Annotated in this window: 26 protein-coding genes and 1 pseudogene; 21 read left to right on the forward strand and 6 right to left on the reverse strand. The window is 45.8% G+C overall.

The genetic code is table 11. The annotated features are described in order from the left end of the window. Positions 1–372: 372 nt before the first annotated feature. The 11 genes from ACZYR9_RS04730 (at position 373) to ACZYR9_RS04780 (ending at position 11,576) form a co-directional block, all read left to right on the forward strand. Positions 373–1,389 carry a zinc-dependent alcohol dehydrogenase gene (locus tag ACZYR9_RS04730; protein ID WP_488977311.1) on the forward strand — a complete coding sequence of 339 codons (1,017 nt, stop codon included), beginning with the start codon at positions 373–375 and terminating at the stop codon, positions 1,387–1,389. Positions 1,390–1,415: 26 nt separating this feature from the next. Continuing rightward, positions 1,416–2,438, forward strand: a complete 1,023-nt coding sequence (locus tag ACZYR9_RS04735) for a TRAP transporter substrate-binding protein (RefSeq protein WP_488977312.1) — start codon at positions 1,416–1,418, stop codon at positions 2,436–2,438. 131 nt (positions 2,439–2,569) lie between these two features. Further along, positions 2,570–2,740 carry a GapA-binding peptide SR1P gene (locus tag ACZYR9_RS04740; protein ID WP_488977313.1) on the forward strand — a complete coding sequence of 57 codons (171 nt, stop codon included), beginning with the start codon at positions 2,570–2,572 and terminating at the stop codon, positions 2,738–2,740. A 165-nt stretch (positions 2,741–2,905) separates the two neighbouring features. Then, positions 2,906–3,607 (forward strand): RNA polymerase sporulation sigma factor SigK, encoded by a 702-nt coding sequence (gene sigK / locus ACZYR9_RS04745; protein ID WP_488977314.1) that lies wholly within the window; start codon positions 2,906–2,908, stop codon positions 3,605–3,607. Between the two features lie 703 nt (positions 3,608–4,310). Further along, a complete protein-coding gene (locus ACZYR9_RS04750; RefSeq protein WP_488977315.1) occupies positions 4,311–5,831 on the forward strand; it encodes a tripartite tricarboxylate transporter permease in 1,521 nt (506 codons plus the stop codon). Positions 5,832–6,185: 354 nt separating this feature from the next. Further along, positions 6,186–6,464 (forward strand): UxaA family hydrolase, encoded by a 279-nt coding sequence (locus tag ACZYR9_RS04755; protein ID WP_488977316.1) that lies wholly within the window; start codon positions 6,186–6,188, stop codon positions 6,462–6,464. 2 nt (positions 6,465–6,466) lie between these two features. Continuing rightward, positions 6,467–7,621 carry a UxaA family hydrolase gene (locus ACZYR9_RS04760; RefSeq protein WP_488977317.1) on the forward strand — a complete coding sequence of 385 codons (1,155 nt, stop codon included), beginning with the start codon at positions 6,467–6,469 and terminating at the stop codon, positions 7,619–7,621. Between the two features lie 81 nt (positions 7,622–7,702). Further along, positions 7,703–8,773 (forward strand): Ldh family oxidoreductase, encoded by a 1,071-nt coding sequence (locus ACZYR9_RS04765; RefSeq protein ID WP_488977318.1) that lies wholly within the window; start codon positions 7,703–7,705, stop codon positions 8,771–8,773. After that, entirely contained in the window at positions 8,770–9,729 is a 960-nt protein-coding gene (locus tag ACZYR9_RS04770; protein ID WP_488977319.1) for a hydroxyacid dehydrogenase, read from the forward strand. Before ACZYR9_RS04765 ends, ACZYR9_RS04770 begins: the two co-directional genes overlap by 4 nt. A gap of 8 nt (positions 9,730–9,737) precedes the next feature. Then, the gene (locus ACZYR9_RS04775; RefSeq protein ID WP_488977320.1) at positions 9,738–10,490 is read left to right on the forward strand and encodes a FadR/GntR family transcriptional regulator; all 753 of its coding nucleotides are present in this window, start codon (positions 9,738–9,740) and stop codon (positions 10,488–10,490) included. A 36-nt stretch (positions 10,491–10,526) separates the two neighbouring features. Beyond that, positions 10,527–11,576 (forward strand): YeiH family protein, encoded by a 1,050-nt coding sequence (locus ACZYR9_RS04780; RefSeq protein WP_488977403.1) that lies wholly within the window; start codon positions 10,527–10,529, stop codon positions 11,574–11,576. A gap of 604 nt (positions 11,577–12,180) precedes the next feature. Here the strand turns inward: ACZYR9_RS04780 and ACZYR9_RS04785 are convergent. The 6 genes from ACZYR9_RS04785 to ACZYR9_RS04810 all read right to left on the reverse strand — a co-directional run bounded on the left by ACZYR9_RS04785 (position 12,181) and on the right by ACZYR9_RS04810 (position 16,685). Continuing rightward, positions 12,181–12,381: a hypothetical protein gene (locus tag ACZYR9_RS04785; RefSeq protein ID WP_488977321.1), complete on the reverse strand. Its 201-nt coding sequence runs from the start codon at positions 12,379–12,381 to the stop codon at positions 12,181–12,183. A gap of 147 nt (positions 12,382–12,528) precedes the next feature. Continuing rightward, positions 12,529–13,527 carry a tripartite tricarboxylate transporter substrate binding protein gene (locus tag ACZYR9_RS04790; protein ID WP_488977322.1) on the reverse strand — a complete coding sequence of 333 codons (999 nt, stop codon included), beginning with the start codon at positions 13,525–13,527 and terminating at the stop codon, positions 12,529–12,531. Between the two features lie 526 nt (positions 13,528–14,053). Continuing rightward, on the reverse strand, positions 14,054–14,224 hold the full coding sequence (locus tag ACZYR9_RS04795; RefSeq protein WP_488977323.1) for a hypothetical protein: 171 nt from the start codon (positions 14,222–14,224) through the stop codon (positions 14,054–14,056). Between the two features lie 71 nt (positions 14,225–14,295). Next, positions 14,296–14,751: a tripartite tricarboxylate transporter TctB family protein gene (locus tag ACZYR9_RS04800; RefSeq protein WP_488977324.1), complete on the reverse strand. Its 456-nt coding sequence runs from the start codon at positions 14,749–14,751 to the stop codon at positions 14,296–14,298. 269 nt (positions 14,752–15,020) lie between these two features. After that, positions 15,021–15,908, reverse strand: coding sequence for a sulfite exporter TauE/SafE family protein (locus tag ACZYR9_RS04805; protein ID WP_488977325.1), 888 nt, complete (start codon positions 15,906–15,908; stop codon positions 15,021–15,023). A gap of 12 nt (positions 15,909–15,920) precedes the next feature. Next, a complete protein-coding gene (locus tag ACZYR9_RS04810; protein ID WP_488977326.1) occupies positions 15,921–16,685 on the reverse strand; it encodes a GntR family transcriptional regulator in 765 nt (254 codons plus the stop codon). Between the two features lie 233 nt (positions 16,686–16,918). On the opposite strand from ACZYR9_RS04810, the gene ACZYR9_RS04815 reads away from it, so the two are divergent. The 10 genes and pseudogenes from ACZYR9_RS04815 (at position 16,919) to ACZYR9_RS04860 (ending at position 25,480) form a co-directional block, all read left to right on the forward strand. Beyond that, a complete protein-coding gene (locus ACZYR9_RS04815) occupies positions 16,919–17,641 on the forward strand; it encodes a succinate dehydrogenase/fumarate reductase iron-sulfur subunit (RefSeq protein ID WP_488977327.1) in 723 nt (240 codons plus the stop codon). Further along, the gene (locus ACZYR9_RS04820) at positions 17,641–19,377 is read left to right on the forward strand and encodes an FAD-binding protein (RefSeq protein WP_488977328.1); all 1,737 of its coding nucleotides are present in this window, start codon (positions 17,641–17,643) and stop codon (positions 19,375–19,377) included. The genes ACZYR9_RS04815 and ACZYR9_RS04820 overlap by 1 nt, the downstream gene beginning before the upstream one ends. 20 nt (positions 19,378–19,397) lie before the next feature. Continuing rightward, positions 19,398–19,811, forward strand: coding sequence for a succinate dehydrogenase, cytochrome b556 subunit (sdhC, locus tag ACZYR9_RS04825; protein WP_488977329.1), 414 nt, complete (start codon positions 19,398–19,400; stop codon positions 19,809–19,811). 19 nt (positions 19,812–19,830) lie between these two features. Next, the gene (locus ACZYR9_RS04830; RefSeq protein WP_488977330.1) at positions 19,831–20,193 is read left to right on the forward strand and encodes a succinate dehydrogenase/fumarate reductase transmembrane subunit; all 363 of its coding nucleotides are present in this window, start codon (positions 19,831–19,833) and stop codon (positions 20,191–20,193) included. A 22-nt stretch (positions 20,194–20,215) separates the two neighbouring features. After that, a complete protein-coding gene (locus ACZYR9_RS04835) occupies positions 20,216–21,121 on the forward strand; it encodes a fumarate hydratase (RefSeq protein WP_488977331.1) in 906 nt (301 codons plus the stop codon). Positions 21,122–21,135: 14 nt separating this feature from the next. Next, positions 21,136–21,744 (forward strand): FumA C-terminus/TtdB family hydratase beta subunit, encoded by a 609-nt coding sequence (locus tag ACZYR9_RS04840; protein WP_488977332.1) that lies wholly within the window; start codon positions 21,136–21,138, stop codon positions 21,742–21,744. Positions 21,745–21,972: 228 nt separating this feature from the next. Then, positions 21,973–22,173 (forward strand): annotated as a pseudogene (locus ACZYR9_RS04845) (sigma factor); the annotation flags it as partial. A gap of 472 nt (positions 22,174–22,645) precedes the next feature. After that, positions 22,646–23,374: a GntR family transcriptional regulator gene (locus tag ACZYR9_RS04850; RefSeq protein ID WP_488977333.1), complete on the forward strand. Its 729-nt coding sequence runs from the start codon at positions 22,646–22,648 to the stop codon at positions 23,372–23,374. Between the two features lie 301 nt (positions 23,375–23,675). Next, positions 23,676–24,602 carry a carbohydrate ABC transporter permease gene (locus tag ACZYR9_RS04855; RefSeq protein ID WP_488977334.1) on the forward strand — a complete coding sequence of 309 codons (927 nt, stop codon included), beginning with the start codon at positions 23,676–23,678 and terminating at the stop codon, positions 24,600–24,602. Continuing rightward, positions 24,599–25,480, forward strand: coding sequence for a carbohydrate ABC transporter permease (locus tag ACZYR9_RS04860; protein WP_488977335.1), 882 nt, complete (start codon positions 24,599–24,601; stop codon positions 25,478–25,480). Before ACZYR9_RS04855 ends, ACZYR9_RS04860 begins: the two co-directional genes overlap by 4 nt. Positions 25,481–25,563 lie beyond the last annotated feature (83 nt).

The raw sequence follows: 25,563 nt of genomic DNA on the forward strand, positions 1-25,563 counted from the left end.
CTAATATTCAACAAGCATCAGAATGAACGGCGGAGTGAAAATCGGCTTAAAAACAGTTTTTTAGAAGATTTCGAATAATTTATGCTTGACGATTACATTTATTTACTGGTATAGTTTACCGCATAAAGGTTAATGCATTAACTTTATGAAATATAGGTGTTACATGAGGCCTTCATCAGCTGATTACCGTCAGATTTGCCCTAATGTTGTTTTTTTTAAAAGAAGAGGAGTTACATATTAACAAGTTGAAAGCGCTTAAGTTTTTCCCTCGGCATAATAATCCTTGATACCGGTGATGAGACAAGCTTCGGAAAGGCCAATGAGTGCGGGGAATTTATGCTATAAAAATCCAGCTAAAGGTGATGAACGTAAATGAAGGTGGCTTTATTTGATAAGATTAAGCACATGTCTGTTATCGACAAAGAACTTCCTGAAGTAAGCGGCCGGCAAGTGTTAATTAAAGTGATCACTACAGGGATATGCGGTTCGGAAATTCATGCGTTTAACGGCAGTCATCCGTTTCGAAAGCCTCCGAGCATTCTGGGTCATGAAGCTGTAGGGCTAGTAGAGAAGACCGGAGTAGATGTTAAAACGATTGCGGTGGGTGACTTTGTAACCATCGAGCCTCATTACGGCTGTGATCAATGCGGTTATTGCTCGAAGGGAGACTATCATTTGTGTAAAGATAAAGTTGTACTAGGAACAACGAAATGGGAAGGCACATTTGCGGAATACGTTGTCGCTCCTGAACGAACCGTATATAAATTGCCTTTGGGGCTGGCGCCTGAACTTGCGGTACTGACGGAGCCCTTGGCGGTTGGGATCCATGCAGTTAACGTCGCTCAAATCAGAAAAGGGGATAAGGTAGCTATCCTCGGCTCCGGACCTATCGGACTTTTGGCAGCGGTTGCAGCTCATTATGCAGGTGCCCAAACGGTTTGTCTGACGGATGCGATTGACCGAAATCTTGAGGTTGGGCGCAATTTAGGTGCCTCTCATACAGTGAATGTTAAAAATGAAAAAATCCAAGATTATGTATTAAACAACATCGGCGAATTGGATGTCGTATTTCTCACTGTCGGGTTCCCATCGGTAGTACATGATGCTTTATCGATCGTTAGACGGAAGGGGAAGGTGATCTCCATTGCCTTGTTTGAAGAAGAGGTTGCTTTGAATTTCAATCAATTAATGATTTCGGAAACCCGGATATTTGGTTCTTCCATGTATACAAAAGAAGATTTTCTAAAAGCCATCGAGCTCATTTCAAGCCAGAAATATCCTTTAGAGCAATTGGTTACTCACCATTATCCTTTCAACGGCATTTTGGAGGCAATGCATACGGCTTTAAATAAGAAGGGTTTTCCGATTAAAGTTTTAGTTGACCTCTAATAAAAAAATAAGGGAGAGTGTTAGTTATGAAGAAAAAGTTATCGATTGGTGTCATCGGAATGGTCATGACGGGCCTGCTGCTGTCTGCTTGCGGCAGTAAACCGGCAGCGGATGTTGGGACACAAGGGGCGGAAACCAAATCAACGGGTGCTGTGAAAACGATTAAAGTGGCACATGTATTGGCGGAGAATCATCCTTATCACAAAGGATCAGTAAAGTTTAAAGAAATCGTAGAAAAAGAATCAAACGGCCGTCTGAAGGTGGAAATTTATTCAAGCGGCACGCTGGGTGGTGAAGGCCAACTGGTAAACAGCATGCAGTCCAATACGATTCAAGCGGCCATTATCGGAGGGACAATGGGAGTTGTTGATCCTAAATTTTTGGTTATCGATCTCCCCTTTGCTTTTAAGGATAGGGAGCATGCATACAAAGTTTTAGACGGCGAACTGGGCAATAAACTGTTTAGTTATCTTCCCGATAAGAAATTAAAGGGGCTTGCCTATTGGGAAAACGGATTCCGTCATATAACCAACTCGGTTCGCCCGATTAAAACGCCGGATGATTTAAAAGGAATCAAGCTGCGTGTTCCCGAAAATAAGGTCTCCATCTCGATCTTTAAAGCACTCGGTGCCGCTCCTACGCCAATTCCGTCGCCAGAGGTGTTTACTGCCCTGGAACAGAAAGTCGTTGATGGACAGGAAAATCCCATTGCTAACATTCACAGTTCTAAATATCAGGAAGTTCAAAAATATATGTCTTTGACAGGGCATATGTACGGAGCTGCTCCGTTCGTGATGAGCTTAGCGTTTTATGACGGCTTGTCGGATGATTTGAAGAAAATCGTTGATAAAGCTGCGTTAGAGGCAAGAGATTATAATCGTCAATTGATCAAGGATAATGAAGCCAAGTTGTTAGAAGAGATTAAAGCTGAGGGCGTCGAAGTCATCGAAGTGGATAGAAGCTTGTTCCAAGCCCAAACGAAATCGGTTTATACGGAAATGGAGTCTGTAGTTGGTAAAGAGTTGATTGATACCTTATTAAAGCAGTAAAGCTCAACGCGAAAGCTCCATTTATTATGGGGCTTTTGCTCTTACTTGTTTTGCCCGATGAATGCGATGCAGGGGTCACTTCGGACAAAGTTGTAGAATATTAAATCTGGTTAAGGAACGGTGGTGAATGTATGGAACGTTCTTCTAATGCATTTGATTTAGGTATTTTGGTTTGTAAGCATTGCGGTGAAGTCATGGGTTCCCTTGATACGGAAAAAGTCAGTACATTTTACGTTGAATGCCATCGAGAGGAATGTGATGGTAAGTTAAAGCCTGAAGACAACATTGACAGCTGTATTTAGGAGATTGACGTCTGAAATTGATTACCGAAATCACATCATAATAGAATACAATGGAGTCACTTTCCCGGGCTATAATCCGGCTATTAGAATTTTTGATCTGTACAGGCACCGATAGGCTGCCGCCCACATACAATAGTACTAATCTCATCATGGGGGTGGCTTGAGGTGGCTGGATTTTTTTCTGCAATCGCTTTGTTTATTAAAGAGTTAATGCTGCTGGTCTCATACGTTAAAAACAATGCGTTTCCCCAACCGCTCGCTGAAGATGAGGAGGAGAAGCATTTACGTTTAATGGCCCAAGGGGACCAACACTCCCGCAATGTGCTGATTGAACATAATCTTCGCTTAGTTGCTCATATCGTCAAAAAATTCGACAATACCGGAGAGGACCTTGAGGATCTCATTTCCATCGGAACCATTGGGTTAATCAAAGCGATCGAATCGTTCAGCCCCGATAAAGGAACCAAGCTGGCAACGTTTGCGGCGAGGTGTATAGAGAACGAGATTCTGATGCATCTGCGTTCGCTGAAAAAGACCCGCAAGGACGTTTCGCTTCATGACCCGATCGGTACGGATAAGGAAGGAAATGAAATTACATTGATTGACATCCTCGGTACGGAAGCCGACGATGTCGTGGATAAGGTTCAGCTGAAGATTGAAAAATCGAAGATTTACCGTAATTTGGATATTTTAGACGGGCGGGAGCGGGAGGTGGTCGTTGGACGCTTTGGACTTGAAGCGGGAGGTGAGGAACGTACGCAGCGCGAGATTGCCAAGGAGCTGGGGATTTCGCGTTCGTATGTATCGAGGATTGAGAAACGGGCGTTGATGAAGCTGTATCATGAATTTTATAAGCAGAAAAGATAGCGTTCATATGAAATGGCCTACTTAGAGTAGGCCATGAATTTTTTTATGGGAGAAGCGCTTTTGGGTTGTAGTGCAAAAGATTGAATTTCGGAAACCTAAATTTTTAAGAAAACAATACTTGAAATATATAGAAGGTTCTTATAAAATAAAACTGTAAGCGCTTACTGGTATTACCACATACCTCTTACATATAACAGCGCTAAAATGAATCTAAGGAGGACAACTGCATATGCGAAGTAAAGTCAGGGCATGATCAAATATCCGCCTTGATCGAGATCATTCTTGAAATCATGTGTATTTGAAGCCCTTCGTTTATACCTGATGAAAATCAGCCCCATAGTTGGTGGTCATACGATACCGGCGCTATTGGGATGCATCATGGTTTTTGCTCTTATTGATCTTGCCCTCGAAAGAATGGTTTGAAGTTGAAGTGGAGTTCTCCGACAAAAAGGATCTGCGATTTATTCTATTGACGCTCATTATCTTGCTCGATTACCGGATTACAATGAAGTATTGTATTTGGGGTATCTCCTTTCCACAGCTATTTTCTCACTCCTGTTATACGAAATATCGGGGGCAATACGTGGTTCAAATCCGTGATCAGGTACTTGTTACTGCAATTGTCATTTATGCAATTTGTTTTGCAATAAAATTTGATTTTGCCTGAAGGGCTATTCTCGATTTAACGGTCAGGAGGATATTCATGGAAACACTGCAATATTTATTATCTGGATTTGCTGCAGCGTTAACCCCAATAAATCTGCTGATGGCCGCTTTGGGAGCTTTATTTGGAACATTGGTCGGTATGCTTCCAGGGCTGGGACCTACATCCGCCATTGCAATTCTACTGCCCCTAACGACAGTCCTTGAACCCACACAAGGGGTTATCATGATGGCGGGAATTTATTATGGCGCTATGTACGGTGGTTCTACAACGGCTATCTTGCTTAATATTCCTGGGGAGATTTCCTCGGTACCTACCTGTCTCGACGGTTACCCGCTTGCGAAGCAGGGGCGAGGGGGGCCGGCACTGGGAATTGCAGCGATTGCGTCTTTTGTTGCGGGTACTTTAGGTGTTATAGGGTTGGTGTTTTTTGCTCCACTGTTGGCCGACCAGGCATTAAAGTTTGGCCCCCCCGAATACTTTGCCCTTATGATTCTGGCGTTGACAGTAATAGTCAATCTTGCGGGCAATTCAATTCTAAAAACACTCATTATGGGAATTTTTGGTTATATTCTTTCTTTGATCGGAATCGGCCCGACTGCCGGTCTTCCTAGATTTGATTTCGGTCTTAACAGTTTAATGGGTGGCATTGAAATGATTAGTATTATTATTGGCTTATTCGCCATAACAGAGGTTTTGAAAGGGGTGGAGGAGAAGCAAACGGCAATCTCTACCGACAAAATTGGAAGCGTTTACCCCGGGATTAAGGATCTGAGGGATAGTTCGAGAGCTATGTTTCGTGGTGGGTTCATTGGTTTTCTATTCGGTCTTCTGCCGGGCTGCTCTGCAGCGGTCAGTACGTTTTTTGCTTACGATATTGAAAAGAAAATGTCTAAAAAGCCTGAGGAATTTGGCAAAGGAATTATGGCCGGTGTAGCTGCCCCTGAAGCGGCTAACAATGCAACAAGCTCAGCGGGATTCATTCCTTTGCTGGCGCTAGGGATCCCTGCATCTCCTCCATTGGCTATTTTATTGGCAGGTCTGATGATTTACGGCTTAGCACCTGGTCCGGTACTGTTCGAGCAAAATGCCCCATTCGTTTGGACAGTTATCGCCAGTATGTTTATCGGTAATGTTATGCTGCTCATTCTCAATTTACCGTTGATCGGTTTATGGGCAAGGGTTACTATGATCCCTTTTGGTGTTATTGCCCCCATCATTCTCATTTTGAGTATTATAGGGACGTATACGGTGCGCAATAATGAATTCGATGTTTTAATTATGTTGATATTTGGTGGTTTAGGTTACATTTTCCATAAATACAGATGGCCGGTGGTTCCGCTGATTTTATGCTTTATTCTAGGTCCGATTGTCGAGAACGCCTTTGTTCAATCTATGGCAATGTCTGCAGGAAGCCCGCTTATCTTTTTCTCACGGCCTATTTCATTAACCATTCTCGTACTGGCCTCGATTATGCTGTTTGTTTCACTTAGACTACTGAAACACACGAAAGCCAAAGTTGTCGAAGCTGTCGGTACGGAAGCGGATATTTCAAATTAATAAAGGGGGTAATGGATCAAAGATAGTGTATGGGCTATGGGGACGGGAGTCTCACTTCCTGAGGGGAACCCCATGTTGTCTAACGATATGAGGAGCCACCGCAAAAATAGTGCAGGACAAGGAATTTCTCGAAAGCTGAAAATATCAATAAGGAAGCCTCTTAAATTCCGTCGATTTCTCAATAATTATTAATGAGGAAACCAAGTATTTTCCTCACCTCGCGATTAAAAAAGAGATTCATAAATAAAAGTTAAATTTAGGTATTGTCAGAAATAAGATAATAAATTATACTTTTGGTAATTGGTATTACCACATACCTATTACCAATATTAAAACAAAAAGGAGGTTCATCTCATGCATAAGTTTCTAATTCATAAGCAAGGTGACCATGTCGGTGTTGCCACCGCAGATATGGAGGCTGGGGAGAAGGTGATCGGCGTCTACATGGATAACGATTCTACGATTGAAGTAACTGCGGCAAGCGCTATACCGTTGGGGCACAAAATTGCAATCCAGGATATAGCCAAAAACGATCATGTAATCGAGTACGGCTTGCCGATCGGTTATGCACCGGAAGGCTTTAAGTTCGGCGATTATGTTCATACACATAACATTAAAACATTGAGGTGGTAGATATGAAACAATTATTCGGTTACAGACGTGAAAATGGTAAAGTAGGCATTCGTAATCATGTAATTATTCTTCCTGTGGATGATATCTCCAACGCGGCTTGTGAAGCGGTCGCCAATAACATTCATGGCACTATGGCCCTTCCTCATGCTTACGGACGTTTGCAGTACGGTAAGGATCTTGAACTGCACTTCCGTACAATGATTGGTATCGGCTCCAACCCGAACGTTGCCGCTGTAGTTGTAATTGGCATTGAGCCTAACTGGACGAACATTATTGCCGAAGGCATTGCCAAAACGGGCAAGCCGGTTGCGGCAGTCTCCATCGAAGGAAAGGGAGACCTTGAAGTCATTCGGCAAGCTTCTTGGAAGGCCAAAGAATTTGTCCAATGGGCATCCGAATTACATCGCGAGCCTATCGAGTTGAGTGATCTTACAATCAGCATCAAATGCGGCGAATCTGACACAACTACCGGCTTAGGTTCCTGCCCGACGGTAGCTCAAGCGGTTGATCGTTTGGTTGACGCAGGCGCAACCGTATTCTTCGGTGAAACTTCAGAGCTGACCGGCGGCGAGCATCTGATTGCCGACCGCTGCGCTACACCTGAACTACGCCAGAAGTTCATGGGTATTTACGACAACTACATTTCTGAAATAAAAGGATCGGGCGTGGATCTGCTCGGGTCCCAGCCGACACAGGGCAACATTGCAGGCGGCTTATCCACCATTGAAGAAAAAGCGCTAGGCAATATTGAGAAAACAGGCACGAAGCAGATTATCGGTGTTCTTGAACCGGCTGAAATGCCGGAAAACGGGTCAGGGCTTTACTTCATGGATACTTCATCCGCAGCAGCTGAATGTATTACCCTGATGGCTGCAGGCGGCGCGGTTCTCCATTTCTTCCCGACCGGTCAAGGAAACATCATTGGAAATCCAATTGAGCCGGTAATTAAAATAAGCGCCAATCCGAAAACAGTAGGTTCTATGAGCGAACATATCGACGTAGACTGCAGCGGTCTGCTGTCCCGTGAAATCAACCTGACCCAGGCGGGAGATATGCTGATGGATTACATGTGCCGGGTAGTTAACGGCCGTTACACGGCTGCCGAAGCTCTTGGACATAAAGAATTCGTAATGACAAAGCTATACCGCAGCGCATAAAATAAAAAACCGAGACTAGATGATATATAGTTGGATGTCGCTTATGGTATCCAACTATATGTTTTTATGAGGTGATTCTTAGTGTCTGAATGCAAAGCCGCTACTCCTTACCGGGCAATTGATCTGGTTGATTTCGGAAAACAAGTGCTCATAAAGCTGGGCATGACTGATGCGGATGCCGTTATTGCTGCCGATTCGTTGGTGCGAGCTGATCTTGAAGGGAATGAAAGCCATGGGATCAGCAGACTGCCTATCTATTCGAAGCGGATTCGGGAGGGGAGGATTTCTGCGAATCCAGGCCTTGACTTTGAACAACTGGGTACGGTCTTGAAGGTGAATGGAGGCAATGGACTGGGACAGGTGGTCGCATACCGTGCTATAGAAACAGCCATTCCTATGGCAAAGGAAAACGGTATGATCGGTGTTTTCGTTCGCAACAGCAATCACTTCGGCACCGCCGCTTACTTTTGCCAGCAAGCGTGCAAGGAAAATATGGCACTAATCGCCATGACCAACTCCCCTCCAGGAATTCCGCCATGGGGAGGAAAAAAGGCATTTTTCGGTACCAATCCGATTGCTTTCGGCTTCCCGAAACGAAATGAGCCTCATGTCATAATCGATATGTCATCCAGCGTGGTGGCACGTGGGAAAATTATTTTGGCGAATAAAACTGGAGAGAAAATCCCAATGGGCTGGGCGATTGACGAGAATGGCGTCGAAACGACGGATCCGGGTGCAGCACTTAAAGGAGCTGTTCTTCCTCTGGGTGGAGCTAAAGGGTATGCTCTGGCGATGGCTATAGAATTAATGTGCGGTGTATTGAGTGGTGCCGCATACGGCCCGCATGTAAGTAACCTTTATAAGGATGGTGACCCGGCGGCCAATGTGGGACACAGCTTTATACTGCTGGATATATCAAAGTGGATGTCCATTAACCATTATTTTGATATAATAGAAGAGTTCCTTCAAGCAGTAAAAAGCACTCCGACAGCAGCCGGTACGGATGAGATTTATTATCCGGGTGAGCGTAGGTACAAGGAGTATAAGACGCGCTCCGTTAACGGATTAACAATCTCTCATGAAGTCTTCAAAGAGCTAAAGCATCTTGGAGATGAAGTAGGAGTGGCATTTCCGGAAGGAGCGTACAAATGAAGGTTGTCATTACCGAGCTAAATTGGCCGATTGGCATTGAAATACTAGAGGCAAAAGGATGGGAAGTCGTTTACGATCCTGAACTTTGGAAAAATCGTTCGCAGCTGCTGAAGGAACTGAAATCCGCCGACGCCGTTATTGTAAGAAACCAAACCAAGGTGGATGCAGAATTATTAAGTTGGGAGCATCGCTTGAAGGTTATCGGTCGCTTGGGCGTAGGGCTGGATAACATTGATCTTCAGGCAGCGGCTGACCGAAACATTCAGGTGGTTTTTGGGAAAAATGCTAATGCAACATCCGTCGCTGAATATGTTATCTCCGGGTTGTTTTCTTCAGCACGTTTGCTTCAGGAAGCAAACGTGGATGTCAGATCCGGTGGCTGGAATCGGAAGAAGTACACAGGAACTGAGGTTTCAGGTAAAACATTAGGACTTATAGGAGTCGGGGAAATCGGCCATCGTGTGGCTATACGTGCAAGAGCGCTTGGCTTGAAAGTCATCGGGTATGACCCTTTTGTTGCACCGTACGATTTCCCGGTAATGGAAAGTGGAATCGAGCTTGTCAGTTATGACCGGGTCCTTACAGATTCAGACTATGTAAGCCTGCATGTGCCGTTAACGGCTAAAACTCGAAATCTTATTAATGGAGATTCTCTTGGCAGAATGAAAAGATCAGCTATTGTTATCAATAGCTCTCGCGGGGGAATAATTAATGAAGTTGAGTTAAATGAGGCGCTTCAGAGCGGGGTTATAGGCGGAGCGGTATTAGATGTGCTTGAGCAAGAGCCGCCCGCATTCGATCATCCGCTGCTGCAAAGGGAGAACTGTATCATTACGCCGCATATCGCAGGATTAACCAAGGAATCTCAGGCTCGAACAGCAGAGATGGTTTCGAATGAAGTCATTAATGTGATGGAAGGGCGACATTCCTTATGCAGAGTGAACGTTAGAAGGTAGGGGTTAGCATGTTTAAATCGATCAATGAGGAACGCAAAACATTTTCCCGTAAAGTAGTTGAGAATATTAAGGAGCTTATCTTGTCCGGTAAGCTAAAGCCGGGAGATAAGCTGCCGCCGGAGCGCGAGCTTGCCGAAAAAATGAATGTTAGTCGACCGACTATACGGGAAGCGTTCAAAATTTTGTCCGCTATGGGATTGCTTGATATTAAGCAAGGCAATGGCGTCTTCGTTGCTGCCCAAAGCGTGCGGCTGGACAACCTGGCATCAGTTCTGTTTATGCAGTCGGACACAATTCACGAGCTGTTTGAAGTACGTAAAATGATCGAAGCGGAAAGTGCGGCAAAAGCCGCCATAAGCGGGACGCCGGATTATCTGGAAGAAATCTTCGAAACGACCAAGGAATGCTATAACCGTGTAATCGTTTCGCCACAGTTCGGGACACGGGAAGAACGAGAGAAGTTTTTGTCCGAATCGGATCAGGCGTTTCACTTAATGGTAGCAGAGGCTGCCGGCAACGAGGTAGTCGTAAGAATTATGACTAACCTGATCGATCTTTTGCGGCAAAGCCGAATGCAATCCATGAAAATACCAGGACGGGTTGAGCAGTCGTTGAAGGAGCATATGCTGATCGCCCAAGCACTCAAAGAACAAAACGCCGAATTAGCGCGTTCCCATATGATCGAACATCTAGCCAGTGTAGAAACTGCCCTTCTGCTCGAGTTGAAAGATACAATCAAAGCAGAAGATGTAGAGGAGTAATGATAAGAACAATATCAGGGAGTTGGTAGTTTGCAAATGCCATCATTTCTACTTCGCTCCGCACCGAGTACGGTGAAGCCAGATTCGGCTCCGCGCTGGAAAGGGCTTTTAAAAGGAATTGTACTAACGGTAACGTTAGCCATCTTATCAGGGAAAATTGCTGAGCTTCCATTCTTCTCGATTATGGGCGTTATGATCATTTCCATAATGCTCGGTGTTGTGTGGAAGTCAACTATGGATGTGCCACATGACGCATCCGCAGGAATTACATTCAGTAGTAAGTATCTTCTACGGGCAGGCATCATCTTGATGGGGCTTCGTTTGAATCTAAACCAAATTCTTGATGCCGGATTTTCAGTATTAATGATCGATGTTATTGTGATCGCGTTTACCTTGGTTGTAATGATTTATTTGGGACATAAATTGGCAATCGACAAGCATCTATCCGCATTGATAGCAGTCGGAACAGCTGTATGTGGTGCGGCGGCCATCGTGGCTGTTGCGCCGCTAATCGGTGCTAAGAAGGAATTAACGGCGATTTCAGTCGCCTGCATAGCTACACTTGGAACTTTGGGTGCGATTGCTTATGTTTTTCTGTATCCGTATCTGGGTATGGACCCCTATTTGTACGGTGTGCTTGCAGGCTCGACCTTGCATGAATTGGCACACGTTATCGCGGCGGGGGTTCCAGGAGGGGATGTAGGAAGCGATGCAGCGATTGTTGTCAAGCTGGGCAGGGTTGCCTTATTAATTCCAGTTGCGTTAGTGTTGGGTTATGTCTACAGATCTAAAGCTGAACAGGAAACCAGTGAAAAAAAGGGTTTAAAAAACTTGCCCATTCCTTGGTTTATCTTTGGATTTTTGGCAATGAGTATGGTTAATACAATCGGGATTTTACCGGAATCTTTCGTAAAGGCATTGATTACCGTGAGCGTTTTCTTGTTGTCGGCTGCGATGGCTGGTCTTGGTTTAAGCATTAAGCTGGGTGACTTTAAGAAAGTCGGCAAAAACGCCATTATCGTCGCAATCATTGGATTCATAGCTCTGGCGATGTTGGGAAATCTCTTAATTGCGGTATTCTATTAATTGGGTTGTAAAAGAAAAAGTACGATCTACCTGTAAACATAAGGGGGAGGTCGTACTTTTACTTATTTACAGCGCTAGATTTTTTAAAAGCCATGATGTTCCTCTTTTAGCAACTTATCTTGTTTAATCTCCATAAAAAAGAAAAATGTAGCTGCACCAAACAATAGGCCGATAGCGACTTCTTGGAGTAATAAAATCATACAAATCCCCCTAACTCATTACTTAAAATTCATATTGGATTACTTGTATTTATTGTCATATATTTCTGTATAATTGTCAATACCCAAGTTATTCTATCGGAAATATTGTTTCGGGTAATCGAATGCTTGCGGAGCTTTTGATGCATTTGATCAGGTGCCTCTGCAATGAACAACTGTTCCTTAGACGATTGTTCAACCCTTCCCCGGGTATTTCTAGTCCATCCAACCTTAGTAAATCGATCAAGTTATGTATCACGTGAACGACGACCTCGTTACTGGCTGCCTCAGGGATCATCAGTTGAAACTATTGATCGGAGTGAGACAAAAGCTTTTCCGGAGAGAGCACCGACCCAAACGCTTGATAACGTATATCGGAATTGTCCGTAAGGTGGTCTTCCCACACCTCATAATAAAATAATAGTTGGATACCCAAATGGGTATCCAACGAACGTAATCACCGATTTAAATCCTTCCGGAGCGTATCCGGTCGGCAAACTATACCAATGACGGGGCCAATAGACGCCGATCACTTTCTCGCCGGCTTCGATGTCATTCGTCGCTACACCGACGTGATCTACCCGTTTGTGAATCAGAAACTTATGCATTCCGCTAGCCTGCTTGTAGATGCTTAAATTAATATTACTCATAAAAGGTAAGTGGTATTACCCATGGGAGATTGGTTATAATTAATCAACCATGTTTAGGCAATAAGAGTTTCATTTTTCTCCTATTCATAAGATGGAATGCGGACGTTATTTGCGGATCTCTTTTTTCGTCGCCAAATCCGTAAAGTATTTCGTTTCATCTTCCACCAATTTGGCAAAGTCTGTGGAGTTCAAATAGGCGGCCTCCACGTGGATGTTCTTTAATTTATCAAGGAATGCTTGATCTTTAGCCATTTTACTGGTCGCTTCTTCCCACCGTTTGACGACATGGTCCGGCGTCCCGACGGGCAGGGAAATTCCCGTCCACCATTCAGCCGTCATCGTTACCCCTTGTTCTTTAACGGTCGGTACATCTGGAAAAAAGGCGCTGCGCTTATCTGAATTTATGGCCAATATCTTCACTTTGCCCGAAGAAGCCATAGTATGCACTTCGTTAACGGAGTGAACGGCTAAAACGGCATGTCCGCCCGCGACTTTCGGCATCGAATCGGCTGACCCTGTCGATGTTACCATGCGGGTTTTTTTGAAATCGACGCCGATCGCATCAAGCCATTCGGCAACGGCGAATGCGGATATTCCCGACGGTCCTACACTTGTCCAGGTTAATTGTTCGGGATTTTTCTTTACCCATTCATTAAATTCCTTGAAATCTTTCCATGGTGCGTCGGTACTGACGGTAAACGTCATAGGATCCTTTACGACCCGCGCGACGAACTTGTGATCCTCGATTTTGACGGGCGGATTGACCATGCCCGCGTTTAACATTGTAACACTGGAGTTGTTGTTGGCCAGTACCGTATATCCGTCCGCCGCCGCCTGTTTCAGTGCGGCCTGTGCCCCGGTGGCACCACCGCCGCCCGGCTTGTTTACTACGGTGACCGGATGCCCGAACTCTTTACCTAAATATTCCGCTACCGCCCTGGCGACCAAGTCTACTCCTCCGCCTGCAGCAAAAGGTACGATATATTCGATTTGTTTCGTCGGATAGTTAGGTTGGCTCTGTTTGCTCGAGCCGGAACATCCAGCGACGACTATTGCCAACGATAAGACTGCGGTTATTGCTAGTTTTGAACCAATTTGTTTCATTCTACAATCCTCCCCTACCTAATTTTGGATACTGTTAGCATCATGCTAAGCACGACCTGACCAAATCACCCGACATTGTTCATTGAGATTGTAACGGCTTTGGTTGTTCACCCCCGGTTCGCAATATAGAGGAGGCAGAATCATTCAGGTGAAACTATCAACTTCTGCCTCCACAACCTCCTCGACGCTTGATTTTGTAAGCTTTAGAAGCCTAAACGAGACACATAACATTACGGTTGCAATGATGAGAATGGTTAACGATACGGAGTAAGTTCTTAGATTACTTAAAAGGAGTGTAATTGGGGCCATCATCTGGAACGCAACTTTGGGCACATAAGTCAACTAACGATAAATTGAGGGTGAGGAGCATCACATTGCCGATGAACATCCTTGCGATAATGGTTCAAACTTCTGCGGAGTGCTGTTCGAACAGTACCGGATCCGGAACCAATCCGTAGATCATTAAACTCGCCAGGAAGATCGTCAAGGAGGGAGAGGCTGAAGCATCCAACGCTAACTTGGATTATCACAAGGAGCTGGTGTCGTTGTTGGCAGCTTCCGGCGCAGTCACTTCAACCGTCTCGCCTTTACTGAATCGTTCCGAATTTTTGGAAATTTTCTTTTCCATTTTTTCTAGTTGGTAGCCATCCAGACAAGTGGCTAACGATAACACCCCCGTACATTGCTCTGTAATCAATGTCTGCCATCATAATAATTCCCTGGGTATTACTTCAAAGATTCCATAGGTGTTCCTCCTGGTGAATATATCTACAAAAGTCCTTCGGGCAGTACCATGTTCAACCAGTATACGAAAATCAAATAAATAACGGCTGTTGTTGCTGAAGCATATAACGCTGACCTTATCCACGGGTATGATCCCGTGAGCCGAAACAAAAACAGAGCGGACAGCAAAGTAGATACAACATAACCTAAATATTCCATCATGATCCAATATCCGAACATGGCAGCACCGATACCAATCATAACGCGCATCGTGTTTCGATCTGAAAATTCCGCCTTAAAGGCTCCGCCCTTTATAACAAATATCAGCAACGTCCCCAAAACGACCATGATGATACCGAGAAGAGCCGGCATGGTATGGTCTCCGACCATAACGCTAACTTTCATAGGATATAATCGTACGGCCTCGATAATCGAAACTATTCCGATCAAGATAGCGATGAGGCCAGCCACAACATCCGAAACCGCTTTATTGTGAAACATCTAATCCCTCCTCAAATTTAGCTTTATTAGTTTGATCCATGAATCATAAAGAAAGGTGAGTAGAAAGATATGAGGTAAGTGGTATTACCAATAAAACGCTTACATTTTATTTTAAACGAGCCTGCATTATTTGGCAAGATAGTTTTTTAGGAGATATTTATTGCAATTTTATGTTGTGTGGGGAGGACCTTCAAAAGCAGCGGTTTTATTAAAGTGAGGCAACAACCTTGTTGTTCGCTTTTTCGAGTAACCCAGATACCCGCAAATGTTTATTTATGCTTTGACGTCTGTTGAGTCTGGGAATCGCGCTGCTTTGGCGGCAAACGAATGAGAATAACGGTAGCCGTAGTTACAATGGCTAAGGAAGTCAGGATCGTCCAAGCGGCGGCAGCGGAAAAGCCGTTCAACTGCAGCAGATCGGCCCAAATTTTCATCGCTATGACAATAATTGCCGCAGCCATAATGGAGCGAAGAACCTTTGACTTCATCCTGCGTCCGAGACGCGAGCCGATGAGTCCGCCCGGTATAGCGCCGATAGCTAAGAAGAAACCTTCCAGCCACGGCAAACTAGAAGCGCTTACTTTACCGATCAGGGCTCCGAGTACCAGGAAAATCGCAACCGCTAGTCCGGTGCCGACAGCTTTCCTAGACTCGATTTTGAAAATATTCATCATCACAGGCAGATATAAAAATCCCGCTCCGATTCCAAACATTCCGCCCAGTAAACCGATGCCGAAACCTAACATAACGGCCAAGCTTTTATTACGGTAAGGAGGGGTCTCGGCTTCCACCCGACGCAAAAACATAGAGGCTGTAGCAATCAGAGAAAGCACCGCAAATATGGCGGTAAGCAGCTCATTGCTTATTTGCTCGGACAAACCGCTGCCCAAAGCGCCGCCGAACAAAGAACTGGGTCCTATATAGCGAATGAGGAAAAAATCGATCAAACGGCTTCTCCAATAAGTGAACAGTCCCGAACCTGAAGAAAAAAACGTCTGAATGATCACCATGCCGGCAATCGTATGCATCGTATATGACTCTCCGAACAATGGCGGCACAAGCAGCAGCAAAAAAATGAGAATAAGCCCGCCCCCAACCGACATAAGTCCTGTCAGTATCCCGCCGGTCAATCCGATAAGCATCAGTGTGTATATCAAGCTGCCATCACCTCATTTGTTTTGTTGGGTCGTATTTCTAATCCCTTCAACCAACAAGAAGTTGCCAGGTACGGTAACGTTGAATTCGCATTTGTCCGCTCTCAGGTATAGCTTGATATGTTCGATCGGCTGCTCATCGATCGTATAACTGGTGCGTGACAGCTGGAGCAAAGGCTCCTTGGGACGAATGTTCAATATTTCCGCTTGTTCTTTATTCGAGGGAAGAGCGCGAATCGCCAAACTTGCGTTTTTCAGAGTGTATCCTGCATGTTGGATCAACAGCGAATAGCCGGCATTTTTCTCCGCTAATTGCCACGTGACTGAGGAGGCCAGATCCATCGGCAAATACATGAGGCTGAATCCGTAAATTTCATCTTGCCGATAGTAGACTCGTTTTAAATGTAACGACTGAGCGAAACGATCACCTAAAATTTCGATAACTTCCTCCGGCGTATCGGTTACCTTCATTTCCAGCAGCTTGGGCACCAAGTCCTTTTGCAGGAAAGAATCGTAAAACGCCTCCATTCCCCCAAGCTCCTGACGAAGCATCGGTCCGATGACAAAAGTTCCCTTTCCCTGTTTTCTGACCACCAATCCTTTGTCATCGAGAATTTGGATGGCCTGTCGAGCCGTCATGCGGCTCACGTTATACTTTTCCATCAATTCGGCCTCAGTAGGTATTTTTTGGTCCGGTTGAAGTTCTCCCGTACGTATGGCCGACTCGAGAAGAGAGGCGATTTGTGCATACATGCTGATGTGGCTCATGCGATCTATCATGATATGAGAGCCCCCTATTATAGGATATTATAATACAATTTAATACAAATTTTCCAGATTATATTTTGCGTGACTCTATAGTTATTATATATCAAATGACAACTCAACACTAATTTCATGAAAGCGATTAAAATTTTATTATTGACTATATGTTATATAAGGATATAATACAATATATAACGATTGTTCACAATATTGCTCTTGAAAATATTTTTAGGAAATGGGGGATCCCTTTGGCAAAGATAAAAGTACATGTGCTTCGCTATCAGCCCGAAGCGGACGCTGAGGCTAGGTATGACACCTACAATGTAGACGCAAAAGAGAATATGACCGTGCTGGATGCATTATTTATTGTTTTGACTGAACAGGATCCAACGGTTTCATTTCGCTGCTCGTGCCGTCTCGGGATGTGCGGATCGTGCGGGATGATTATGAATGACAAAGAGGGACTGGCTTGCCGTACCAAAATTGCCAAGCTGGGGCGGGAGATTACCGTGCGGCCGCTGAGGAATTTGCCGATCATCAAAGATCTTGCCGTCAACATGGATCCGTTTTTTAAACAATGGCAGCGCATTAAACCATATTTTGTACCAAAAGAAGACGCCGAGAAAGACTTTGCCCTCATTCCGCCGGAATCCGGCCGCCGTGAAATTATTGACCAGAGTATTGACTGTATTACGTGTGGAGCCTGTTATTCCGCTTGCACGCTGGTAGCATTAGATGACAGCTATATTGGCCCTGCAGCATTGAATCGAGCTTATACGCTGGTAGCTGATGAACGGGATAAAGGGACGAAGCAACGCATGGAGGTGGCATCGGGAGAGGATGGAGTGCTACGCTGCCATACTTTGTTCAACTGTATGGAAGTTTGTCCTAAACATCTTGTTCCCACTTGGTCCATTCAAAAACTGAAGTCGCGGGCGGTTGCCAGCGCGTTAAAAGGAGGGAGTGAATAATGGAGCGCGTGCAATGCGATATTCTTATTCTCGGCAGCGGAGGCGCAGGCTTGTTCGCCGCCCATCACGCTTATGACCGTAATCCGAAATTGAAGATCCTCGTAGCAGCCAAGGGATTGGTCGGAAAAAGCGGATGCACCCGCATGGTACAAGGCGGTTACAATGTTGTTTTGAATCCGAAGGATTCCGTAGACATGCATTTTAAAGACACTTTAAAGGGCGGAGGTATGATCAACAATCAAGAATTGGCATGGACATTGGTGAACGATGCTCCCAAACGAATTCTGGAGTTAGAGACGAGGATGGGCTGCTTCTTCGACCGCAATCCGGACGGGACGATTCATCAGAAGCCATTCGCGGGCCAATCGTTTGACCGTACCGTACATCGGGGCGACTTAACGGGAATTGAAATTATTAATCGTCTGAGGGATCAACTCTATGCGAAAGAAAGTGTTGTTTGCTGGGACGAAATGCGTGCCGTCGAGCTTTTGTATAATGACGACCGCACGGTTGTGGCAGGCTGTTTAATGTTAAATCTGCGCACGGGAACATTTGTTGCAGTTGAGTCGCTGGCTGTCATTATCGGCACGGGGGGAGGGGCAAGCATGTTCAAAATAGCCGCCCCTTCGTTGGAAAAAGCCGCAGACGGCATGGCCATGGCTTATCGGGCTGGTGCCCAATTCGTCGATATGGAAATGATGCAGTTTCATCCTACGGGATTACTGGCGGAAAACTCGCGCTTGAATGGAGGCGTATTGGAGGAAGGACTGCGTGGTGCGGGAGGTCACCTTTATAATTCGCTCGGCGAACGGTTTATGCAAAAGTATGATCCGGAAAAGATGGAACGGTCAACGCGAGACCGGGTAGCGCGGGCCGCCTATATGGAAATTATGGCCGGACGAGGTACCCGTTTGGGAGGCGTACAGATTTCAGTTGCTCATTTGGGCCGTAAAAATGTATTGAAAATGTTCCCGGGTATGGTCGACCGGTGTAAAGATGTCGGGCGCGATCTTAGTATTGAGCCCGTAGATGTAAGTCCCACCGGACATTTTCACATGGGCGGCGTAACGATAGATAAAGATTGTTTCAGTGGTATACCGGGACTATTTGTAGCAGGCGAGGATGCCGGTGGCATACACGGCTCGAACCGCCTTGGCGGTAACGGTGTGGCCGATTCCACCGTTTTCGGCGCACGGGCAGGAGATGCGGCTGCCGAATATGTGACGGCTGTGAAACGGCATCGAGTGTCCGAACGCCAGGTCAATGGATTTATAGACCAAATGATGCAGCCGTTTTACCGTGACAAAGGTGAAAATCCTTTTCAATTGCGCAAAGAACTTGGCGACTTAATGTGGGAAAAGGTTGGTCTTGTCCGAAACGGTGCTGATCTCAAAATTGCTATTGAGAAGCTGGCGGAATATGAACAGCGTGTCAATAACTGCAGCGTATCAGGAGTGAAGGAATATAACCTTGCTTGGCATGAAGTATTGAACGTGAAAAACATGGTGCAAATCGGACAAATGATTGCCGTTGCCGCTTATTTACGGACGGAAAGCCGGGGCTCCCACTATCGGCAGGATTACCCGGTGACCGACAATGAACATTGGTATCAAAACATATTTATGAGGCAAGGTAAGGACGGGCCTGAGACGGACGTTCGGGAAGTTCGGTTTACTCATGTACAGCCTGAAGAAATGTTTGGTGAAACGGCGAGAGCGAAAGTCGCAGCCAGTTAATATTACGGAGGGTGAAATCAATGCTGCAAGTCAAAATAACGAAAGACCACAAGCTGATCGATGTCGATCCCCAGGTTCCAAAAGTCGACGTATTGAGACGCCATTCCGTGGGGATGAAAGCCTGGATCGTACACCGCATTTCCGGCGTGGGGCTGTTGTTGTATTTGCTTGCCCATATCGCCACGATGGGGACGGCCATGTTTCTTGGAGACGAAGCGTTTAAAAAAACGTTTGAGATTTTATTTCATAATCCCGTGTTTCTCTTCTTTGATTTAATTATTCTTGCGGGCGTCATCATCCATGGTTTAAACGGGATCCGTCTGGTTTTAATGGATATGGGCTTTTTTGTCACGAAACAAAAGCAATTGTTTGCAGTGATCGTCTGTATGTCGGCAGGACTATTTATATGGCTGTTTACCCGAGCGTTTCTTTAATCGGGAAGGAGATGAAACGATGAGCACGATGGGGAAAACAAGAAAAAACGTTCTCACTTGGCTTTTTCAGCGCATCAGCGGCGTTGCCCTTGTTTTTTTAATTGCGGTTCACATGTGGAATTTACATTATGCAAATCCCGATGTACATCCGACTTATGCAAATTTGATCGAACGTTTAAGAACGATCGGGTACATAGCTTTGGATTTCAGTTTGCTTGTTCTTGCATTGTTCCATGGACTTAACGGGGTCCGCAATATCGTCCTGGATTACACAAGCAACGGCACTGTCATTAGACGTTGGAACTTTGTGTTGACTTCGGTAGGAATCGTGTTTTCCCTTTGGGGAGGAGCCGCCTTAATTAAAATCATATTCATGGGTTAATTCGAAATGGGAGGGAATAACAATGGAAAGTTTAAGTACGGTTTGGCAAGTAGGGGACGAAGTGTATGAAGAAATTGCGGAAGCATGTAAGGAATTGTACGTCCGGTCTTTAAAAGATTTGCCTCCCGATATACGGGCAGCGGTTCAGAAAGCTTACGACAAGGAAACTTATGCAACCGGAAAACAAATTTTGAGCACTATTCTGGAAAATATCGATGTGGCGGATCAGCGGAAAATGCTCATTTGCCAAGACACTGGCATACCGGTGTTTTTCGTAAAAATCGGCCGGAATGTTCGTTTTGACGGGATGCGCTTGGAGGATGCCATCAGCGAGGGGACTAAACGAGCTACTTTGCAGCACCCTTTACGCTCCAGCGTGTGCAATACGATTACCCGCAAGAATACGGGTACGGCTACCGGCAAAAGGGTGCCTGTACTTCATTGGGAGTTTGTTGAAGGAGCATCCATTGAATTGCTGGCGCTGCCTAAAGGCTCCGGGTCTGAAAACATGAGTTATTTAAAAATGCTATACCCGGCGGAAGGGCTTGATGGTGCCAAGAAATTTATTATCGATTGCGTGGTCGGCTCCGGAGCTAATCCGTGTCCGCCGACACTGGTAGGAGTCGGTATGGGTGGGACGGCGGATCTGTGTACGGCCTTGGCCAAGAAGGCGGCGGCGAGAGAAATAGGAAAACCGAATCCGGATCCTTCGATTGCCGCACTAGAAGAAGATCTGCTCGATGCAATCAATCTGACGGGAATCGGACCCAACGGGCTGGGTGGAGCGTCTACGGCGTTAGCGGTTCATATCGAAACGGCCGATACGCATATTACGATGAATCCCGTTGCCGTAAATATGATGTGTTGGCCTGCCCGTCGTGCAAGAGCAACCTTTGAGGCAGGCAAGCCTGTCGTGATCGGTTACTAAAGGAGGGGATTACCGTGGCACACTATTATTTGCAAACGCCAATGACCGACAATTTTTTGAAGAAGCTTCGTGTGGGAGATACCGTTACGGTAGACGGTCATATTTTTGGCATTCGTGACGCTAACCTGATCCGAATTTTTGATCATAAGATCGATCCTCCGGAAGATTTAATCCCTCAATTGCAGGGAGCGGTATGTATTCATACGGCTCCGGGGGTCAAAAAACTGGAAAATGGAAAATACGAAAAGGTATGCATCGGAACAACGACAAGCACACGTATGGATCGGTTCGTAAGAGGTATGTTTGAACGATTCGGCGTCAAGGCGATTACCGGAAAAGGCGGGATGCTGGAGCCCGGGGCACAAGCGTGTATCGATGTCGGCGGAGTTTATTTTTCAATCGTCGGGGGGGCTGCGGCATTGGAGACTACGCAAATTGAAGAAATTGAAGATTTGTGGTGGGAAGACTTAATGCCAGAAGCCATTTGGAAACTGCGCGTCAAAAATTTCGGGCCTCTGCTCGTTTCCGTTGATAGCTATGGAGGAAATCTGTATAAAGATGTGAAAACTCAGGCAGTCAACAATTTGGAGAAAGTGTACGAGAGACTGGGTATTGTGAACTAAGACGGTACGGGAGACTAGGTCCTTCTTTCTGACAATGTCGAGCCGAGATATCATTTGGTTGATGGGTGGTATGCTAAGGAGATTTATGGAATACCGGTAGGCAGACTTGAAAAAGTAACCAATTCCCCAGTTACGTTACATTTTGACGTGAATTCCACACAATATATCTCTAAAAGTAAGAATCTTTGCATGTTCGAGGGTTCTTATTTTTAGGGGTAGCGTACCCTCATCGGAACCATTGGGTTAATCAAAGCGATCGAATCGTTCAGCCCCGATAAAGGAACCAAGCTGGCAACGTTTGCGGCGAGGTGTATAGAGAACGAAATCCTGATGCATCTGCGTTCGCTGAAAAAGACCCGCAAGGACGTATCGCTTCATGATCCGATCGGTACGGATAAGGAAGGAAATGAAAATGGCCTACTTAGAGTAGGCCATGAATTTTTTATGGACAGTTATTTCATGAAATTCGCGATTCATCTATACAAAACGAATGATATAGAAAAGTGAAGAGAGGAGGCGTTCGGAGAGGATAATTCACTAACAGAAAATGGAGTGCTCCTCTTATGAGTGCCTCCATTTTCCGGAACTTTATGACTTTCCCGGCTTGGTGAGATCAATGATCATCACAATGAGCATGAGTAAATTGATGAGCTCTGAAAGACTCATACCAATCTCCTCCATCTTTAATAGATGGCTCCCCAATCCGGGTACTCCTCTCCCAAGGAGATCTTTACGTTCAATACAGCATATGCCGCGTGAGATCATGAGATGACTTAAAATTAAGTCGAAATTTTTTTTGGTAATTAGGTAAATACAGGTATCAATCGGGATAAATCAAAATACAATCCAGATATAGGTATATACGTATAAACATTTAGACTAATTTGTAGGGGGGATCCGTGTGCTGCAAAGTGAGCCTGGAGTTAGTCTTTACCGGCAGGTGAAGGAGGAGATCGAGAGTCGCATCAAAACCCGAATATGGAAAACGGGGGAACAGATCCCTAATGAAGAAAGCTTGGCGCGGCAATGGGGAGTCAGCAGAGGGACAGTCCGTCAGGCACTACAGCAGCTTTGTAACGAAGGGCTGCTAATACGCCATCAGGGCCGGGGCACCTTTGTCGCGGAGCCCCGCATGGTTACCTTTGCGGTTCCCGATGTGTTCTATCGCCTTACTTTAGATGAGGATGCATTGAGGTTCAGAGTAATTTCCCATGATGTGTTACCGGCCCCGGAATGGGTATCCCAAATGTTGAATTTAGAACCGGAGAAGGAGGTATTTACGTTGCGACGGCTCCGGCTGGCCGGAGACCGTGCCGCAAGCATCAAAGCTGTATTCCTGTTCCCCCAGGAAGCCGAGAAAATGGATTCTGCTGCACTGGAACTGCCTGTGATTGATTTCGCTGTTAGTCGTTTAGGCTATTCCGTCGGATCCGTTGAGGTAATTCTTGAGCCGCTTATATTGAATACGACTGAAATCCAGATCCTTGCTGAGGAGCCTAACACCCCCGGGATGCGGGTAATAAAGCGCTATATGTCTTCCGGCGGCACACCATTAGTGGTTTCTGAGACGATCTTGCCGTCAAGATTCTGTCGGTACCATTTCACTGTACCCGTTGTGACCCGAGGTTAGCTTGGAGTTTGCTGCCCTCACCTCTGCAAGTCTAACTGACAGTTTGTCGAGAAGAACATGAGCAGTGGATAAGTATTCGTCCTTGAAAGGCCACTTGTCTTGGTATGAACGCTGCTGCCCATGTTCTTAACAATGAAATCTGCCAATGGATGGTATTACAATTCCATGATTAAATGTAATCGCTTACTTTCGGTTCCTTTTGTATGGTGAAGCGTTGATGCAAGCATTTGCACGATCATGACTATCCTCAGTCATTGAGAATACCGACTTAATGAACAAATTGATAAGGAGGCAGCTTGACATGAGTTTAATAGGTCCTGCTCCGAAGCTCCGAGAAAGTCCGAGCAAACTACAGAGCGGCAGTTTGTATACTAGTGACCGCCGTTTGGCATATTTACTGCTTTTACCGGGCGCCCTGCTCCTTGTTCTCCTGACTGTCGTCCCGTTTACTCACCTGCTTATTATGAGCCTACAGGAACCGTCGGGAGAAAGCTTCAGTCTTTCCAATTATGCATGGGCGTTGGGCAGCGAAGATTTCTATTCTGCATTGGGCAATAGCCTGATTTGGACCTTTGGCAGTGTGTCTTTGGAAATGCTTATGGGCCTGGGAGTTGCCTTGCTAATGCAGCAGCGGTTTTACCTGAGAGGCATCGCTCGTGCGCTCGTGCTTTTTCCGTACTTAGTCCCAACCATCGTCGCCGTTCTGATCTGGCGTTACATGTTTAACGACATGGTAGGTGTCATCAACTACGCGCTGATATCCATCGGCCTTCTGGATCGTCCGATACTCTGGCTTAGCAGCGAAGCCTGGGCCATGTTCTCCGTCATTCTGGTAGGCTTGTGGAAGTTCTTTCCTTTTGTTGTTATTGCATTGCTGGGAATCCTTCAAGCTATTCCTCAGGATCAGTACGAAGCCGCTCAAATGGACGGTGCTTCCATGTGGAAACAATTCTGGTACATTACACTGCCCAGCATCCTGCCGGTCTTCGTGATCACGGCCCTGCTTAGAACGATTTGGAGCTTTGACAAATTCGATATCATCTACTTGCTGACAGGTGGCGGCCCCTTGAAGGCTACCACGACGCTTCCGCTTTTAACTTATTTCAAGGCCTTTACCGATTACCAGATGGGGCGTGCCGCCGCAGTCGCCGTGCTTGCTTTCGCCTTTCTTTGTATTATCCTCATTGTTTACATGAAACTTCAGAAAAAAGCGGAGGATGTGTTATGATGACCGCTAAAATGAAGGCACCAAAGCGGCCGTTCTATCCCCGGCTGGTGAGATCCCTTCAGACAATGGGGCTTCATCTTCTGGTGCTGATCGTGGTATCCGCTGTTTCGTTTCCCATGTTTTGGATGATCACGACTTCTTTTAAGAGCCCGGATACGCTATACCTCTACCCTCCGACCTTGTTTCCAACGGCCTGGACCCTCGACAACTATCGTGAGCTTTTCGCCGTGACCAACTTCGTAACTTATTTTAAAAACAGTGTTCTGGTTGCCTTGGGCTCCACATTCCTTTCGCTAATGATAGGCAGTGTCGGTGCTTATAGCTTGAGCCGTTTTCGCTATAGAGGCATCTCGACTTATTCGAGGATGGTACTCCTAGCCTATATGCTTCCGACGAGTCTTATTGTCATTCCGATTTATGCGTATATTGTGGGTTTTGGGCTTGCCGATTCACTCTCGTCACTGATTATCGCTAACACGACGTTCACTCTGCCGTTCACGCTTTGGTTGATGCGTTCTTACTTCAATGCCATCCCGATCAGCCTGGAAGAGAGCTCCATGATCGATGGCTGCAGCAGGCTCCAGGCGTTGTTCCGCATTACCATGCCCATTGCGCTGCCCGGGCTTGTTTCCGTTGGGGTATTCAGCTTTGTGAATGCTTGGAATGAGTTCCTGTTTGCCCTGGTGTTCACTTCCTCAGAGGTAAAAAAAACGCTGCCGATTGGTCTTGCGACCTGGGTTGGGGAGGACAACATATCCTCATGGGGTATGCTTCTGGCGGCTTCTGTTCTGGTGACCCTGCCGGTTCTTACCGTATATATGCTGGTTCAGAAAAAACTGGTGGTAGGTTTGTCGGATGGAGGTGTAAAGGGAGGTTAGGTCATGTAACGATTGTGCTGTCTGCAGAACTGAGCAGTAAACAAATTTACTCACGTAAAGGGGGAAGCTGGCTTAGGCCGGAA

This window comes from Paenibacillus sp. F024, from assembly GCF_057814255.1.

Excerpts from the sequence above, each read along its gene's own strand:
- ACZYR9_RS04730 (WP_488977311.1), top strand. The coding sequence starts at position 373 with ATGAAGGTGGCTTTATTTGATAAGATTAAGCACATGTCTGTTATCGAC.
- ACZYR9_RS04735 (WP_488977312.1), top strand. The coding sequence starts at position 1,416 with ATGAAGAAAAAGTTATCGATTGGTGTCATCGGAATGGTCATGACGGGC.
- ACZYR9_RS04740 (WP_488977313.1), top strand. The coding sequence starts at position 2,570 with ATGGAACGTTCTTCTAATGCATTTGATTTAGGTATTTTGGTTTGTAAG.
- ACZYR9_RS04750 (WP_488977315.1), top strand. The coding sequence starts at position 4,311 with ATGGAAACACTGCAATATTTATTATCTGGATTTGCTGCAGCGTTAACC.
- ACZYR9_RS04755 (WP_488977316.1), top strand. The coding sequence starts at position 6,186 with ATGCATAAGTTTCTAATTCATAAGCAAGGTGACCATGTCGGTGTTGCC.
- ACZYR9_RS04760 (WP_488977317.1), top strand. The coding sequence starts at position 6,467 with ATGAAACAATTATTCGGTTACAGACGTGAAAATGGTAAAGTAGGCATT.
- ACZYR9_RS04770 (WP_488977319.1), top strand. The coding sequence starts at position 8,770 with ATGAAGGTTGTCATTACCGAGCTAAATTGGCCGATTGGCATTGAAATA.
- ACZYR9_RS04775 (WP_488977320.1), top strand. The coding sequence starts at position 9,738 with ATGTTTAAATCGATCAATGAGGAACGCAAAACATTTTCCCGTAAAGTA.
- ACZYR9_RS04780 (WP_488977403.1), top strand. The coding sequence starts at position 10,527 with ATGCCATCATTTCTACTTCGCTCCGCACCGAGTACGGTGAAGCCAGAT.
- ACZYR9_RS04785 (WP_488977321.1), bottom strand. The coding sequence starts at position 12,381 with ATGCATAAGTTTCTGATTCACAAACGGGTAGATCACGTCGGTGTAGCG.
- ACZYR9_RS04790 (WP_488977322.1), bottom strand. The coding sequence starts at position 13,527 with ATGAAACAAATTGGTTCAAAACTAGCAATAACCGCAGTCTTATCGTTG.
- ACZYR9_RS04800 (WP_488977324.1), bottom strand. The coding sequence starts at position 14,751 with ATGTTTCACAATAAAGCGGTTTCGGATGTTGTGGCTGGCCTCATCGCT.
- ACZYR9_RS04810 (WP_488977326.1), bottom strand. The coding sequence starts at position 16,685 with ATGATAGATCGCATGAGCCACATCAGCATGTATGCACAAATCGCCTCT.
- ACZYR9_RS04820 (WP_488977328.1), top strand. The coding sequence starts at position 17,641 with ATGGAGCGCGTGCAATGCGATATTCTTATTCTCGGCAGCGGAGGCGCA.
- sdhC (WP_488977329.1), top strand. The coding sequence starts at position 19,398 with ATGCTGCAAGTCAAAATAACGAAAGACCACAAGCTGATCGATGTCGAT.
- ACZYR9_RS04830 (WP_488977330.1), top strand. The coding sequence starts at position 19,831 with ATGAGCACGATGGGGAAAACAAGAAAAAACGTTCTCACTTGGCTTTTT.
- ACZYR9_RS04835 (WP_488977331.1), top strand. The coding sequence starts at position 20,216 with ATGGAAAGTTTAAGTACGGTTTGGCAAGTAGGGGACGAAGTGTATGAA.
- ACZYR9_RS04855 (WP_488977334.1), top strand. The coding sequence starts at position 23,676 with ATGAGTTTAATAGGTCCTGCTCCGAAGCTCCGAGAAAGTCCGAGCAAA.
- ACZYR9_RS04860 (WP_488977335.1), top strand. The coding sequence starts at position 24,599 with ATGATGACCGCTAAAATGAAGGCACCAAAGCGGCCGTTCTATCCCCGG.